Origin of the sequence: Pseudomonas sp. L7, assembly GCF_046605565.1 — a bacterium.
In the GTDB taxonomy this organism is placed as follows: Bacteria; Pseudomonadota; Gammaproteobacteria; order Pseudomonadales; family Pseudomonadaceae; genus Aquipseudomonas; species Aquipseudomonas wayambapalatensis.
Genome location: NZ_CP176784.1, coordinates 762,294 through 777,511, shown reverse-complemented (window position 1 = coordinate 777,511; position 15,218 = coordinate 762,294). Strand labels below are relative to the sequence as shown.

The 15,218-nt window shown below is 61.6% G+C and carries 12 protein-coding genes; 1 reads left to right on the top strand and 11 read right to left on the bottom strand.

Features of this window, described 5'->3' with window-relative positions; genetic code table 11:
• Positions 1-39: 39 nt before the first annotated feature.
• The 4 genes from glmM to rlmE all read right to left on the bottom strand — a co-directional run bounded on the left by glmM (position 40) and on the right by rlmE (position 4,994).
• Positions 40-1,380 carry a phosphoglucosamine mutase gene (gene glmM, locus ACK3BK_RS03710; protein ID WP_186711621.1) on the bottom strand — a complete coding sequence of 447 codons (1,341 nt, stop codon included), beginning with the start codon at positions 1,378-1,380 and terminating at the stop codon, positions 40-42.
• Between the two features lie 17 nt (positions 1,381-1,397).
• Positions 1,398-2,249 carry a dihydropteroate synthase gene (gene folP, locus ACK3BK_RS03705; protein WP_288375655.1) on the bottom strand — a complete coding sequence of 284 codons (852 nt, stop codon included), beginning with the start codon at positions 2,247-2,249 and terminating at the stop codon, positions 1,398-1,400.
• A gap of 8 nt (positions 2,250-2,257) precedes the next feature.
• Positions 2,258-4,165 (bottom strand): ATP-dependent zinc metalloprotease FtsH, encoded by a 1,908-nt coding sequence (gene ftsH, locus ACK3BK_RS03700; RefSeq protein WP_186669402.1) that lies wholly within the window; start codon positions 4,163-4,165, stop codon positions 2,258-2,260.
• Positions 4,166-4,367: 202 nt separating this feature from the next.
• Positions 4,368-4,994: a 23S rRNA (uridine(2552)-2'-O)-methyltransferase RlmE gene (rlmE, locus tag ACK3BK_RS03695; RefSeq protein ID WP_054892618.1), complete on the bottom strand. Its 627-nt coding sequence runs from the start codon at positions 4,992-4,994 to the stop codon at positions 4,368-4,370.
• Positions 4,995-5,096: 102 nt separating this feature from the next.
• Between rlmE and yhbY the strand changes: the two genes are divergently transcribed.
• Positions 5,097-5,405 (top strand): ribosome assembly RNA-binding protein YhbY, encoded by a 309-nt coding sequence (gene yhbY / locus ACK3BK_RS03690; protein WP_186669400.1) that lies wholly within the window; start codon positions 5,097-5,099, stop codon positions 5,403-5,405.
• Positions 5,406-5,417: 12 nt separating this feature from the next.
• On the opposite strand, the gene ACK3BK_RS03685 is transcribed toward yhbY, so the two are convergent.
• The 7 genes from ACK3BK_RS03685 to dnaK all read right to left on the bottom strand — a co-directional run bounded on the left by ACK3BK_RS03685 (position 5,418) and on the right by dnaK (position 15,203).
• Entirely contained in the window at positions 5,418-5,867 is a 450-nt protein-coding gene (locus ACK3BK_RS03685) for an MFS transporter (RefSeq protein WP_081255198.1), read from the bottom strand.
• The gene (gene greA, locus ACK3BK_RS03680) at positions 5,845-6,327 is read right to left on the bottom strand and encodes a transcription elongation factor GreA (protein ID WP_081255197.1); all 483 of its coding nucleotides are present in this window, start codon (positions 6,325-6,327) and stop codon (positions 5,845-5,847) included. The genes ACK3BK_RS03685 and greA overlap by 23 nt, the downstream gene beginning before the upstream one ends.
• The gene (gene carB, locus ACK3BK_RS03675) at positions 6,324-9,545 is read right to left on the bottom strand and encodes a carbamoyl-phosphate synthase large subunit (protein ID WP_125930812.1); all 3,222 of its coding nucleotides are present in this window, start codon (positions 9,543-9,545) and stop codon (positions 6,324-6,326) included. Before carB ends, greA begins: the two co-directional genes overlap by 4 nt.
• 106 nt (positions 9,546-9,651) lie before the next feature.
• Complete coding sequence (carA, locus tag ACK3BK_RS03670; protein WP_186669398.1) at positions 9,652-10,788, bottom strand: glutamine-hydrolyzing carbamoyl-phosphate synthase small subunit; 1,137 nt, start codon at positions 10,786-10,788, stop codon at positions 9,652-9,654.
• A 343-nt stretch (positions 10,789-11,131) separates the two neighbouring features.
• Positions 11,132-11,938: a 4-hydroxy-tetrahydrodipicolinate reductase gene (gene dapB / locus ACK3BK_RS03665; RefSeq protein ID WP_186711517.1), complete on the bottom strand. Its 807-nt coding sequence runs from the start codon at positions 11,936-11,938 to the stop codon at positions 11,132-11,134.
• Between the two features lie 13 nt (positions 11,939-11,951).
• Positions 11,952-13,076: a molecular chaperone DnaJ gene (gene dnaJ, locus ACK3BK_RS03660; protein WP_186669394.1), complete on the bottom strand. Its 1,125-nt coding sequence runs from the start codon at positions 13,074-13,076 to the stop codon at positions 11,952-11,954.
• Between the two features lie 201 nt (positions 13,077-13,277).
• Complete coding sequence (gene dnaK, locus ACK3BK_RS03655) at positions 13,278-15,203, bottom strand: molecular chaperone DnaK (protein ID WP_186669392.1); 1,926 nt, start codon at positions 15,201-15,203, stop codon at positions 13,278-13,280.
• Positions 15,204-15,218: the final 15 nt, after the last annotated feature.

The window sequence follows — 15,218 nt, the reverse complement described above, 5'->3', positions numbered from 1 at the left end:
CAGATCTTACCCAACCAGAATCACGCTGGCAAGCATCTTTCAGGCACAAACTTCTGCAACGACCTTGGCCAAGGCTTCGGCGTGGCTGCGCACCTGATTTTCGTCGTCACCCTCGACCATCACCCGCAGCAGCGGTTCGGTCCCGGACTTGCGCAGCAACACACGACCACGACCTGCCATTGCCTCGGTCACCTTGGCACTGGCTTCCTGCACGGCTGGGTTTTCCAGCGGATCGGCGCTGCCGGCGGCATACCGGACATTGATCAGTACCTGCGGGCATTTGCGAATTGCCTGACGGGCCTGGGCAAGATTTTCGCCACGACGTTTGAGCGCCATCAGCACCTGCAGCGCCGCAATGATCGCGTCGCCTGTGGTGGTGTGGTTGCAGCACACCACATGGCCGGAGTTCTCGCCACCAAGCTGCCATTCGCGCTCAAGCAGCTCGGCCATGACATAGCGATCACCGACCTTGGCGCGTGCGAACGGAATATCGAGGTCCTTCAACGCCAGCTCCAGACCCAGGTTACTCATGAGCGTGCCGACCACCCCACCCTGCAGCTTGCCACGCTCCTGCAGGTCACGGGCAATGATGAACAGCAGTTCGTCACCGTCGACGATGGCCCCGGTGTGATCGACCATCAGCACGCGATCGCCATCGCCATCGAAGGCGATACCCAGATCGGCATGCCCCACCAGCACGGCCGCCTGCAGCGACTCGATATGCGTAGAACCACAGCCCTCGTTGATGTTCAAACCGTCAGGCTGGGCGTGCAGCACGGTGACATCGGCGCCCAGCTCGCGGAACACGCTGGGAGCGACCTTGTAGGTGGCGCCATGTGCGCAATCGACGACCAGCTTGAGGCCTGCAAAATCAGTGCTGCTGGGCACGCTGCTCTTGCAGAACTCGATGTAACGGCCCGCGGCGTCATTGATTCGAGAAACCTTGCCCAACTTGCTCGACTCAACCACACTCATCTGTTGATCGAGCAGTTCCTCGATCATCAACTCGACCTCGTCTGGCAGCTTGGTACCGTTACCCGAGAAGAACTTGATGCCATTGTCATCATGCGGATTATGCGAAGCACTGATGACGATACCCGCTTCGGCATGGAAGGTGCGGGTCAGGTAGGCGATGGCCGGGGTCGGCATGGGCCCGAGAAGCATCACGTCGGCACCGGCGGCCGAGAGGCCGGCCTCCAACGCAGACTCGAACATGTAGCCGGAGATACGGGTATCCTTGCCCACCAGAACGCGGCAGTTGCCCTGCTTGCGGAAGGCCATGCCTGCCGCCCAGCCGAGTTTCAGCATGAAGTCGGGAGTGATCGGATATTCGCCAACGCGGCCACGGATACCATCGGTACCAAAGTATTTTCTGCTCATAGAAACTCCAAACGTTCTTATTCGGCGCTCTGTACCGCAGCGATCATGCGCACCACGTCGACAGTCTCGGCCACATCATGCACGCGCAGAATGCTCGTTCCCATGGTCATGGCCAATGCCGCGAGCGCGAGACTGCCGTACAGCCGCTCTCCGACCGGACGATCCAGCGCCTGGCCGATCATGCTCTTGCGCGAGACGCCCACCAGCAGCGGCCGCCCAAGGCGGTTGAGTACTTCCATATGCTTGAACAGGCTCAGGTTGTGCGCCAGGTTCTTGGCGAACCCGAAGCCCGGATCAAGAATGATTCGTTCTGCACCGATGCCAACTGCCGCGCAGGCAGCCATGCGCCGCTCCAGATAGCTAGCCACCTCCTCGGTGACATCGTCATATCGTGGATTGTCCTGCATGTTACCCGGCTCACCACGCATGTGCATCAGGCATACCGGCAGGCCAGTGTCCGCTGCAGCGTCCAGCGCGCCATCGCGTTCCAGGGCGCGCACATCGTTGATCAGCCCGGCACCGAGCCGAGCCGTCTCGCGCATCACCGCAGGCGTAGAGGTATCGACAGAGATGATGACATCGAGGCGACTGCTGATCGCCTCGACGATCGGCGCGACCCGCTCCAGCTCCTCGACGGGCGACACTGCGCGAGCACCGGGGCGGGTGGACTCGCCACCAACGTCGATAAGCGTGGCACCCGCCGCGACCATGGCCTCGGCATGGCGCAGGGCCTCGTCACGGCGATTGAAGCGACCGCCGTCGGAGAATGAGTCAGGGGTGACATTGAGAATACCCATGACATGGGTACGGGACAAATCAAGAACCCGGTTGCCGCAAGGCAACCGGGTCGGGTACTGCTGAGAGGTCATATGAACCCTTAGTGTTGAGCCGCCGGACCACCGATCGGCGACTCGGGGCGATCGCCCTGGGAGGCCTGGTTGCCGGAGGTGCCGGCATCGTTGTCCCAGTCGCGCGGCTCGCGCGGTGTGCGGCCCGCCATGATGTCGTCGATCTGGTCGGCATCGATGGTTTCGTACTTCATCAGGGCCTCGGCCATCGCGTCAAGCTTGTCGCGGTTGTCGGTGAGAATCTGCTTGGCAGTGGCATAGCACTGATCGATGATGCTGCGCACTTCGGAATCGATCAGCTTGGCAGTCTCACCGGAGACGCTGGCGTGCTGACTGCCAGCACTGCGACCGAGGAACACCTCGCCCTCTTCTTCGGCGTACATCAACGGACCGAGCTTCTCGGACAGGCCCCACTTGGTGACCATGTTCCGTGCGATCTGGCTGGCACGCATGATGTCATTGGACGCACCCGTGGTGACGCCGTCGAAGCCCAGGGTCATCTCCTCGGCGATACGGCCGCCGTACAGCGAGCAGATCTGGCTGATCAGCGCGCGCTTGGAGAGGCTGTAACGGTCTTCCTCGGGCAGGAACATGGTCACACCCAACGCACGACCGCGCGGAATGATCGAAACCTTGTACACCGGGTCGTGCTCAGGCACGACACGACCAACGATAGCGTGACCCGCTTCGTGGTAGGCCGTGTTCTGCTTCTCTTTCTCGGACATGACCATGGTCTTGCGCTCGGCGCCCATCATGATCTTGTCCTTGGCCAGTTCGAACTCCTTCATCTCGACCAGGCGCTTGCTGGCACGAGCAGCGAACAGCGACGCCTCGTTGACCAGGTTGGCAAGGTCGGCACCGGAGAAGCCTGGGGTACCACGGGCAATGACGGCGGCATTGACGTTCTCGCCGACCGGCACCTTGCGCATGTGCACCTTGAGGATCTGCTCACGCCCACGGATATCCGGCAGGCCGACCACCACCTGGCGGTCGAAGCGACCGGGACGCAGCAGCGCCGGGTCGAGCACGTCAGGTCGGTTGGTGGCAGCGATGACGATGATGCCATCGTTCATCTCGAAGCCATCCATCTCGACCAGCAACTGGTTCAGGGTCTGCTCGCGTTCGTCGTGACCACCACCCATGCCGGCGCCACGGTGGCGACCGACGGCGTCGATCTCATCGATGAAGATGATGCACGGCGCGTGCTTCTTCGCCTGCTCGAACATGTCACGGACACGGCTGGCACCGACACCGACGAACATTTCGACGAAATCGGAACCGGAAATGGTGAAGAACGGCACTTTCGCTTCACCGGCGATGGCCTTGGCCAGCAAGGTCTTACCGGTACCGGGCGGGCCAACCATCAGCACGCCACGCGGGATACGACCACCCAGGCGCTGGAACTTGCCCGGGTCACGCAGGAATTCGACCAGTTCGCCGACTTCTTCTTTGGCTTCATCGCAACCGGCGACATCGGCCAGTGTGGTTTTCACCTGGTCTTCGGAGAGCAGGCGCGCCTTGCTCTTGCCGAAGCTCATCGGCCCGCCCTTGCCACCTGCACCGCCTTGCATCTGGCGCATGAAGAACATGAACACGGCGATGATCACGAGGATGGGGAAGCTGGCAACGAGCAACTGGGTCCAGATGCTCTGCTGTTCGGGTTGCTTGCCTTCGATCACGACGTGATTGTCGACCAGATCACCGATCAGGCCGTTATCGGCGATGGCCGGACGAACGGTCTTGAAGTTGTCGCCATCGGTACGCTTGCCGGTGATGACGGCGCCGTCGACGGTCACGCGCTCGACCTTACCGTCCTTGACCTGCTGGATGAAGTCGGAATAGTTGAGGGTCTGCGGCTCGTTAGGGCTGGAGAAGTTGTTCATCACCGTCACGAGGACAGCCGCGATGATCAACCACAGGATCAGATTCTTTGCCATGTCGTTCAATTAGCTACCCTCTGAGGTCGGCGCACGACGCAGCCGTGCCTCGCATGATATTCACCGCCCTAACTTACTACATTACCTGCGCATCCGCAGGCACCGTCTGTAACCCTTTGTGAAACCTAGACTACACGAAGTTCGGACGATCCAGAGGCCGCGGCCGATTGGAAATAACTATCGGCACCCCGCCCTTCCACAGTCACTCGCCCTTGTACCCCCTGGCCAGCAAGTACTGTTCACGGGAGCGATCCCGAGAGGACGACGGCTTGCGCATCTGCACCTTGTCGAACTTGCTGCGCACATCCTTGAGGTACACATCGAAGCCTTCTCCCTGGAAAATCTTGATCAGGAAGTCGCCGCCGGGCTTGAGCACACGGGTTGCCAGGTCCAGGGCGAGCTCGCAGAGGAACATGGCGCGCGGCATGTCCACAGCGGGCGTACCACTCATATTGGGGGCCATATCGGAAATCACAAGGTCCACATGTGAATCGCCGACCGCCTGGAGAATCTGCTCGAGCACCGAGTCCTGGGTGAAATCGCCCTGGATGAAGGTCACGTCAGGGATCGAGTCCATTTCCAGGATATCGGAGGCAATCAGACGCCCTTGCCCACCAATCAGACGACTGGTCACCTGCGACCAGCCTCCCGGTGCTGCGCCAAGGTCGATCACGCTCATGCCGGGGCGGATGAGGCGGTCCTTTTCCTGGATCTCCAGCAGTTTGTAGCTCGCACGCGAGCGGTAGCCATCCTTCTGCGCCTGCTTGACGAAAGGATCGTTGAAATGCTCTCTCAGCCAGTTATGGCTGCTTTTGGAACGCTGCGCCACGGGGCACCTCGATGATTAGCGTCGTGATTGACTGGGCGGAGCCAGTGGCCCTCGGGTAAAATGGCCACCAATTTTACAGAATCAGACGAAAAGGGTCAGATTATGCCGCTCAATAACGAGCAGAAGAAACAGTACAAGTCTATTGGTCACGACCTGAAACCGGTCCTGATCGTTGCCGGTAACGGCTTGAACGAAGGCGTGATCGCCGAACTCGAGCGTGCGCTGGCCGATCACGAGTTGATCAAGGTCGAAATTCGCTCGGACGATCGTGAAGAGCGCGCCGCCGCTATCGCTGAACTGTGCAAGGCGGGCCGTGCCGAGCTGGTACAGACCATTGGCAAGAAGGCACTGATCTATCGCAAGAACCCACAGCCGAACAAGCAGCTGTCCAACATCCACCGCTACAAGTAAGGGTGGCGCCGGTCAGTGGCGCGCCTTGCGCACCCTGACCGGGACCGGCTGGGCCACCAGCACGATGCCGGAAAAGCCCAGCACCAGGAAACAGAACATCTGCCAGCGCTCCCCTACGGAAATCCCGTAGCGCAGCGTGTAGTAGCCGACACAGGCACCAAAGCCGAGCAACAGCATCTGGCCGCGGAACTGCCGCCACCAGGCCGCCAGACCATCCACCCTCGCCAGCACTGCCAACTGGGTCAACAGCCCGAGCAGCGCCACGCCGATCAACCAGCGATCGATCTGCCCGGCGATGTCCTGCACCAATAATGGCGCAAGGCCGCTGACCTTCAGCGCCGGCACCAGCCCCACATGAAACACCCACAGGCCACCGACCCAGAATACCTGGGCCAGTTGCCAGAGGATGCCCTCGAGGGACGGCGCGCGCTGGCGCCGATCAGATGTGCTTGACTTCGACAATCTCGTACTCGACGGTGCCGCTCGGCGTCTTGACCACGACCGTATCACCCTCTTCCTTGCCAATGATGGCACGGGCGATAGGCGCGCTCGCCGAGAGCTTGCCTTTCTTGATGTCCGCTTCGTCCTCGCCAACGATCTGGTAGGTGACCTGATCGCCGGTCTCGGTGTTTTCCAGGTCTACGGTAGTCCCGAAGATCACCTTGCCGGTGTGGGCGATGGTGGTGACGTCGATCACCACCGAGTTCTGCAAACGGCCTTCGATGTCGCGGATACGCGCCTCGACCATGCCCTGCTCCTCACGGGCGGCGTGGTACTCGGCATTTTCCTTGAGATCGCCGAGCTCACGAGCCTCGCCGATCGCCTGGCTCAGACGTGGACGCTCGGTCTTGCTCAGGAACAAATGCTCTTCTTCCAGGGCGCGAGCGCCCTGGACGGTCATCGGGTACTTGGTAATGCTCATGCTTTCAATCCTGCATGCAGATCCTGCAGGCGACGAACGGTCTTTTCGGGACCGAATTTCAGCGCCTCGCAGATGGCTTCACCTGCCGCAATGGTGGTCGTGCAGTAGATCTTGTGCTGCAGCGCATTGCGACGAATCGAGTAGGAGTCGGCGATAGACTGGCGGCCTTCGGTGGTGTTGATGATCAGCGACACTTCGTCGTTCTTGATCATGTCGACCACGTGCGGACGACCCTCGGTCACCTTGTTCACACGGCGCACTTTCAGACCCGCCGCTTCGATAACCTTGGCGGTGCCTGCAGTAGCAACCACTTCGAAGCCCAGGGCAATCAGGTCACGGGCAACGCCAGCCACTTGTGGCTTGTCGTCGTCACGCACGCTGATGAACGCGGTACCGCCGGTCGGCAGCACTTCGCTGGCGCCCATCTGGGCCTTGGCGAAGGCTTCACCGAAGCTGTCGCCGACACCCATGACTTCACCGGTGGATTTCATCTCAGGGCCGAGGATCGGGTCAACCCCCGGGAACTTGGCGAACGGGAAGACGGCTTCCTTGACGCTGTAGAAGTTCGGGATGATTTCCTGAGTGAAGCCCAGCTCTTTGAGGGTTTTGCCGGCCATGACGCGAGCCGCGATCATCGCCAGCGAGGTGCCGATGCACTTGGACACGAACGGTACGGTACGCGAGGCGCGCGGGTTGACTTCGATCACGTAGATCTTGTCGCCCTGCAGGGCCAGCTGCACGTTCATCAGGCCGACGACGCCCAGCTCCAGGGCCATTTTCTTGACCTGTTCGCGGACTTCGTCCTGCACTTGCTGGCTCAGCGAGTAAGGTGGCAGAGAACACGCCGAGTCACCGGAGTGAACACCAGCCTGCTCGATGTGCTGCATGATCGCACCGATCACCACGTCGGTGCCGTCGCAGACCGCATCCACGTCCATCTCGATGGCGCAGTTGAGGAAGTGGTCGAGCAGGACCGGGCTGTCATTGGACACCTGGACCGCTTCGCGCAGGTAGCGCTTGAGTTCGTCCAGCTCATAGACGATCTCCATGGCACGACCGCCCAGTACGTACGACGGGCGCACGACCAGCGGGTAGCCGATACCGCCAGCAGCGTTGATGGCCTCTTCTTCGCTACGCACAGTGGCGTTTGGCGGCTGCAGCAGGTTCAGGCGCTGCACCATCTGCTGGAAGCGCTCACGGTCTTCGGCGCGGTCGATGGCGTCCGGGCTGGTACCGATGATCGGCACCCCGGCTTCTTCCAGGGCACGGGCCAGCTTCAGCGGGGTCTGGCCGCCGTAGTGGACGATCACGCCCTTCGGCTTCTCGACGCGGCAGACTTCCAGCACATCTTCCAGGGTCAGCGGCTCGAAGTACAGGCGGTCGGAGGTGTCGTAGTCGGTGGAGACGGTTTCCGGGTTGCAGTTGACCATGATGGTCTCGTAACCGTCTTCACGCAGCGCCAGGGCTGCGTGTACGCAGCAGTAGTCGAACTCGATGCCTTGGCCGATACGGTTCGGGCCACCACCCAGGATCATGATCTTGTCGCGAGTCGACGGGTTGGCCTCGCACTCTTCTTCATACGTCGAGTACAGGTAGGCGGTGTCGGTGGCGAACTCGGCCGCACAGGTGTCGACGCGCTTGTAGACCGGGAACACTTCCAGCTTGTGGCGGTGACGACGCAGGTTCTTGTCGGTGATGCCGAGCAGCTTGGCCAGGCGCTGATCCGAGAAGCCCTTGCGCTTGAGGCGCAGCATGTAGTCCTTGTCGATGGCCGACAGGGCCAGGGTCTTGACCTTCTCTTCTTCCTTGATCAGATCTTCCATCTGCACCAGGAACCACAGGTCGATACCGGTCAGCTCGAAGATTGCTTCGATGGTCATGCCCGAGCGGATGGCGTCAGCCACGTACCAGATGCGCTCGGCGCCCGGCACGGTCAGCTCGCGCTTGAGGATGCTGGAAGCATCGGCGCTGGCCAGGTCGACTTTCGGGTCCAGGCCACAGGCGCCGACTTCCAGGCCACGCAGGGCTTTCTGCAGGGACTCCTGGAAGGTACGGCCAATGGCCATGACTTCACCGACCGACTTCATCTGAGTGGTCAGGCGGGCATCGGCTTTCGGGAATTTCTCGAAGGCGAAGCGTGGCAGCTTGGTCACGACGTAGTCGATGGACGGCTCGAAGGACGCCGGGGTGCGACCACCGGTGATGTCGTTCTGTAGCTCGTCGAGGGTGTAGCCGATAGCCAGTTTGGCGGCGATCTTGGCGATCGGGAAGCCAGTGGCTTTCGAGGCCAGGGCCGACGAACGAGAAACCCGCGGGTTCATCTCGATCACGACCATGCGGCCGGTGTTCGGGCAGATACCGAACTGCACGTTGGAACCGCCGGTTTCGACGCCGATCTCACGCAGCACCGCCAGCGAGGCGTTGCGCATGATCTGGTATTCCTTGTCGGTCAGGGTCTGTGCAGGAGCAACGGTGATGGAGTCACCGGTGTGCACGCCCATCGGGTCGAAGTTCTCGATGGAGCAGACGATGATGCAGTTGTCCTTCTTGTCACGGACCACCTCCATCTCGTATTCCTTCCAGCCGATCAGCGACTCGTCGATCAGCAGTTCCTTGGTCGGCGACAGGTCCAGGCCTCGGGTGCAGATTTCTTCGAATTCTTCACGGTTGTAGGCGATGCCGCCACCGGTGCCGCCCATGGTGAACGAAGGACGGATGATGCATGGGAAGCCCAGCTTCTCGAGAACCGCGTAGGCCTCTTCCATGCTGTGGGCGATACCGGAGCGCGGGCACTCAAGGCCGATGTCCTTCATCGCCTTGTCGAAACGCGAACGGTCCTCGGCCTTGTCGATGGTGTCGGCGTTGGCACCGATCATCTCTACGCCGAACTTCTCCAGAACGCCGTGGCGCTCCAGGTCCAGGGCGCAGTTCAGTGCAGTCTGGCCGCCCATGGTCGGCAGCACCGCGTCAGGACGCTCTTTTTCGATGATCTTGGCCACCGATTGCCACTTGATCGGCTCGATGTAGGTGGCGTCGGCCATGGCCGGGTCGGTCATGATGGTGGCCGGGTTGGAGTTCACCAGGATGACGCGGAAACCTTCCTCGCGCAGGGCCTTGCAGGCCTGGGCGCCGGAATAGTCGAATTCGCAGGCCTGGCCGATCACGATCGGGCCAGCGCCGAGAATCAGGATGCTTTTGATGTCTGTACGTTTTGGCATGGTTGTCACTCAAATCCGCGGGTCAGTCGGCAAGCCGTCTTGAACAATCTGGGTCAGGCGCTTCCGGACGCGGCGCATGCCGGTCCGGGGCCTTGATGCAGGATGCTCAGCGGCGCTTGGCCATGGCATCGATGAAACGATCGAACAGTGGCGCGACGTCGGTCGGGCCTGGGCTCGCTTCAGGGTGGCCCTGGAAGCTGAACGCGCTCTTGTCGGTACGCTCGATACCCTGCAGGGTGCCGTCGAACAGCGACTTGTGGATGGCACGCACGTTGCCCGGCAGGGTGGCTTCGTCGACGGCGAAACCGTGGTTCTGGCTGGTGATCATGACCACACCGGTATCCAGGTCCTGGACCGGGTGGTTGGCACCGTGGTGGCCGTGGCCCATCTTGACGGTCTTGGCACCGGAGGCCAGGGCCAGCAACTGGTGGCCGAGGCAGATGCCGAAGACTGGAATCTCTGTCTCGAGGACATCCTTGATCGCCTGGATCGCGTAGTCGCACGGCTCAGGATCGCCTGGGCCGTTGGACAGGAACACGCCGTCCGGATTCAGCGCCAGCACTTCGCTCGCCGGGGTCTGGGCAGGCACCACGGTCACACGACAGCCACGAGCGACCAGCATGCGCAGGATGTTCAGCTTGACGCCATAGTCGTAGGCGACGACGTGGTACGGCAGGTCGGCGGCCTCGATGGTCGGGTGGCTGTCGGTTTTCAGCTCCCACACGCTGGAACGCCACTCGTAGCGCTCCTTGGTGGAGACGACCTTGGCCAGGTCCATGCCCTTGAGGCCCGGGAAGGCACGGGCAGCGGCGATGGCCTGCTCTTCGGTGATGTTGTCACCGGCCAGGATGCAGCCGTTCTGGGCGCCTTTCTCACGCAGGATACGGGTCAGGCGACGGGTGTCGATGCCAGCGATGGCAACGACGTTGTTGGCCTTGAGGTAGTCCGGCAGCGATTGGGTGTTGCGCCAGTTGCTGGCCAGCAGCGGCAGGTCACGGATGACCAGGCCTGCGGACCATACACGGTTCGATTCGGCGTCTTCCGGCGTAGTGCCGGTATTGCCGATGTGCGGGTAGGTCAGGGTGACGATCTGCTGCGAATAGGAAGGGTCTGTAAGGATTTCCTGGTAGCCGGTCATAGCGGTGTTGAACACCACCTCACCAACGGTTTGTCCGTCGGCCCCAATGGCCTCACCGCGAAAAATGCTGCCATCAGCAAGGGCGAGTATGGCTGGCTTTGTCAAGAAGACCTCCCGTAAATGACGCATGAAGGGGCGATCGCAGGTTGCAAAAAAGCGGAGTGCCGTATGGATACGTCACCCCGCTTTTATGTGCTGAATTCAATTCTCTGCGCGCTTTTAGTGGATACACTAAAGCTGTAGTCTACAGAAAAGTGAGGTTTCGGTCTACCGTATATGTGCCTCTAAAACACATGATTGCGACAGACTGGCGTCGGCGGTGGCTTCTTCGCGGGCAAGCCCGCTCCCACTGGATTTTTGCAAGCCTTCAGGTTCGTGTATTTCCTGCGGGAGCGGCGGTTCGCCGCTGCGACTTGTCCCGCGAACAAGCCACTGCCGCACTGACGCCTCAATGCAGCTCGAGCACATCCTGCATGTCGTACAGCCCAGGCTCGCGGCCATCCAGCCACAGCGCCGCACGTACGGCACCCTTGGCGAAAGTCATGCGGCTCGAGGCCTTGTGGGTGATCTCGACGCGCTCGCCCTCTGCCGCGAACAGCACAGTGTGATCACCGACCACGTCACCGGCACGCACAGTGGCAAAGCCAATGGTCTGGCGATCACGCGCGCCGGTCTGGCCTTCGCGACCATAGACGGCCACTTCCTGCAGGTCGCGACCCAACGCCTGCGCAACCACCTCACCCATGCGCAGCGCGGTACCCGACGGAGCGTCGACCTTGTGGCGGTGGTGAGCCTCGATGATCTCGATGTCCACCTCGTCACCCAACACCCGCGCGGCAGTATCGAGCAATTTGAGGCACAGGTTGACGCCAATGCTGAAGTTGGCAGCGAAGACGATCGGAATCTCCTTGCCCGCCTCGACCAGCAGCAGCTTCTCTTCTGGCGAGAAGCCAGTGGTGCCGATCACCATGGCCTTGCCCGCCTTACGGCAGAACGCCAGGTTCTTCAGGGTCACCGACGGGTGAGTGAAGTCGATCAGCACATCGAACTCGTCAGCGACCTTGGTCAGGTCATCGGAGATCGGCACGCCGATACGACCCAGCGCCGCGAGCTCGCCGGCGTCGGCCCCCACCAGGGTGCTGTCCGGACGATCGATCGCCGCCGTCAGGCCAGCCTGGGGAGCCTGCTGCTGCACGGCTTCGACGAGGGTCTTGCCCATCCGCCCTGCCGCGCCCATTACCGCAATACGTCGCATAGCCTGTTCCTTGTCAGAGATCGCCGAAGAAGCGCTTCACACCCTCGAACCAGCCGCTGGCCTTGGGCGAATGGGAGCTGTCGCCTTCGAGCGAGTCACGCAGCTCTTCGAGCAGTTCGCGCTGGCGACGGCTCAGGTTGACCGGCGTTTCCACCGCAACACGGCACAGCAAATCGCCCGCCGCACCACCGCGCACCGGCGCCACGCCCTTGCCGCGCAGGCGGAACTGCTTGCCGGTCTGGGTGCCTTCGGGGATCTTCAACTTGACCCGGCCGTCCAGCGTCGGCACTTCCAGCTCGCCACCCAGCGCCGCATCGGTGTAGCTGATCGGCACTTCGCAGAACAGGTGCTTGCCGTCACGCTGGAAGATCGCGTGCTCGCGCACACTGATCACCACGTACAGGTCACCAGTCGGACCACCATGGGCCCCCGCCTCGCCCTCGCCAGACAGGCGGATGCGATCACCGGTATCGACGCCTGCCGGCACCTTGACCGACAGGGTCTTGTATTCCTCGACCCGTCCTTCGCCATGGCAGGCGTTGCAAGGGTCGGTGATGATCTTGCCCTGGCCATGACAGCGCGGGCAGGTCTGCTGCACGGAGAAGAAGCCTTGCTGCATGCGCACCTGACCGATGCCACCGCAGGTCGGGCACGTCGACGGTGTAGAGCCCTTCTTGGCGCCCGTACCGTCACAGGGCTGACAGTTGACCAGCGTCGGCACACGAATGTTGACCGTGGTGCCACGCACTGCTTCTTCCAGGTTCAGCTCGAGCGTGTAGCGCAGGTCACTGCCCCGCTGGGCACCACCACGGCCGCCGCCGCGACCACCACCAAAGAAGTCGCTGAAGACGTCGCCGAAGATATCGGAGAAGTTCGCGCCGCCGAAACCGGCGCCACCGCCACCCATACTCGGGTCGACGCCGGCATGGCCGTACTGATCGTAGGCCGCGCGCTTGCTGGCATCGGAGAGCACTTCGTAGGCCTCATTGGCCTCCTTGAATCTCTCTTCCGACTCTTTGTCGCCCGGGTTGCGGTCCGGGTGGAATTTCATCGCCAGGCGGCGATAGGCCTTCTTGAGGTCACCTTCGCTGGCGCCGCGCTCGACACCCAGGACCTCATAAAAATCACGCTTTGCCATAGGTCATTTGCACTCTTGAGGGCTTTCGGCATCTGTGCACCGTGCCGTCAGCACCTGCCGCAACACGCCTGATGCGCCCTGACAGATGCTGGAAATATTTCCCGTGTTCCAGACACGCCAACGCGGGAGCAAGCCCCCGCGCGGCGACATCCTACCAGTTCACCGACCAATGGCGATGAACCGGCCGACAACATGCAGGCATTACTGCTTGTTGTTGTCTTTCACTTCCTCGAACTCGGCGTCAACCACGTCATCGTGCTTGGCTTCCGGCTCGGCCTGCTGAGCGCCGTCCTGAGGCTGCTGTGCCTGTTGCTCGGCGTACATCTTCTGGGCAACTGGCGCGGAGACCTTGGACAGTTCCTCGACCTTGGCGTCGATGGCAGCCTTGTCGTCGCCCTTGACGGCAGCTTCCAGGGCAACCACGGCAGCTTCGATCGCAGCCTTTTCCTCGGCAGTCGCCTTGTCACCGGCGTCGACGACCATCTTGCGGGTCGAGTGAACCAGCGCATCACCCTGGTTGCGGGCAGCGGCCAGCTCTTCGAACTTGCGGTCTTCCTCGGCGTTGGCCTCGGCATCACGCACCATGCGCTCGACTTCTTCGTCGGACAGGCCGGAGTTGGCCTTGATCACGATCGACTGCGCCTTGCCGGTGGCCTTGTCTTTCGCGCCGACATGCAGGATGCCGTTGGCGTCGATGTCGAAGGTCACTTCGATCTGTGGAACGCCGCGCGGGGCTGGCGGAATGTCAGCCAGGTCGAACTTGCCCAGCGACTTGTTCTGCGCAGCTTGCTTGCGCTCGCCCTGCAGGACGTGGATGGTCACTGCACCCTGGTTGTCGTCGGCAGTCGAGAACACCTGCGACTTCTTGGTCGGGATGGTGGTGTTCTTCTCGATCAGCGCGGTCATCACGCCACCCATGGTTTCGATACCCAGGGTCAGCGGGCTGACGTCGAGCAGCAGGACGTCCTTCACGTCACCGGCCAGTACTGCACCCTGGATGGCGGCCCCCATGGCAACGGCTTCGTCCGGGTTAACGTCCTTGCGCGCTTCCTTGCCAAAGAAGTCGGCAACGGCTTTCTGCACCAGCGGCATACGAGTCTGGCCACCGACGAGGATCACGTCGTCGATCTTGCTCGCGTCGATACCGGCATCTTTCAGGGCGATGCGGCAAGGCTCGATGGTACGGCTGACCAGGTCTTCGACCAGCGACTCCAGCTTGGCGCGGGAAATCTTCACGTTCAGGTGCTTCGGACCGGTTGCGTCAGCAGTGATGTACGGCAGGTTGACGTCGGTCGACTGGGCGGAAGACAGCTCGATCTTGGCCTTTTCAGCAGCTTCTTTCAGACGCTGCAGTGCCAGCGGATCGTTCTTCAGGTCCATGCCGGACTCTTTCTTGAACTCGTCGACGAGGTAGTCGATCAGGCGCATGTCGAAGTCTTCACCACCCAGGAAGGTGTCACCGTTGGTGGCCAGTACTTCGAACTGATGCTCACCGTCGACTTCGGCGATTTCGATGACCGACACGTCGAAAGTACCACCACCCAGGTCATAGACGATGACGGTGTGGTCGCCCTTGGCCTTGTCCATGCCATAGGCCAGTGCAGCGGCGGTCGGTTCGTTGATGATGCGCTTGACGTCCAGACCGGCGATGCGACCGGCATCCTTGGTAGCCTGGCGCTGGCTGTCGTTGAAGTAGGCCGGAACGGTGATGACCGCTTCGGTGACAGGCTCGCCGAGGTAGTCTTCGGCGGTCTTCTTCATTTTCTTCAGGACTTCGGCGCTGATCTGCGGCGGAGCCATTTCCTTGCCAGCGGCCTCGACCCAGGCGTCACCGTTGCCGGCCTTGACGATCTTGTACGGGACCAGCTTGATGTCTTTCTGCACGACGTCTTCTTCGAAGCGGCGGCCAATCAGGCGCTTCACTGCGAACAGGGTGTTGTGCGGGTTGGTGACGGCCTGGCGCTTGGCCGACTGACCGACCAGGATTTCGCCGTCGTTGGCGTAGGCCACGATCGAAGGGGTGGTACGCGCACCTTCGGCGTTCTCGATGACCTTGACGTTACCGTTTTCCAGAATGGAGACGCACGAGTTGGTCGTCCCCAGGTCGATACCGATGATTTTGCCCATGTTAACTCTCCCGAA

Excerpts from the sequence above, each read along its gene's own strand:
- glmM (WP_186711621.1), bottom strand. The coding sequence starts at position 1,380 with ATGAGCAGAAAATACTTTGGTACCGATGGTATCCGTGGCCGCGTTGGC.
- folP (WP_288375655.1), bottom strand. The coding sequence starts at position 2,249 with ATGACCTCTCAGCAGTACCCGACCCGGTTGCCTTGCGGCAACCGGGTT.
- ftsH (WP_186669402.1), bottom strand. The coding sequence starts at position 4,165 with ATGGCAAAGAATCTGATCCTGTGGTTGATCATCGCGGCTGTCCTCGTG.
- yhbY (WP_186669400.1), top strand. The coding sequence starts at position 5,097 with ATGCCGCTCAATAACGAGCAGAAGAAACAGTACAAGTCTATTGGTCAC.
- greA (WP_081255197.1), bottom strand. The coding sequence starts at position 6,327 with ATGAGCATTACCAAGTACCCGATGACCGTCCAGGGCGCTCGCGCCCTG.
- carB (WP_125930812.1), bottom strand. The coding sequence starts at position 9,545 with ATGCCAAAACGTACAGACATCAAAAGCATCCTGATTCTCGGCGCTGGC.
- dapB (WP_186711517.1), bottom strand. The coding sequence starts at position 11,938 with ATGCGACGTATTGCGGTAATGGGCGCGGCAGGGCGGATGGGCAAGACC.
- dnaJ (WP_186669394.1), bottom strand. The coding sequence starts at position 13,076 with ATGGCAAAGCGTGATTTTTATGAGGTCCTGGGTGTCGAGCGCGGCGCC.
- dnaK (WP_186669392.1), bottom strand. The coding sequence starts at position 15,203 with ATGGGCAAAATCATCGGTATCGACCTGGGGACGACCAACTCGTGCGTC.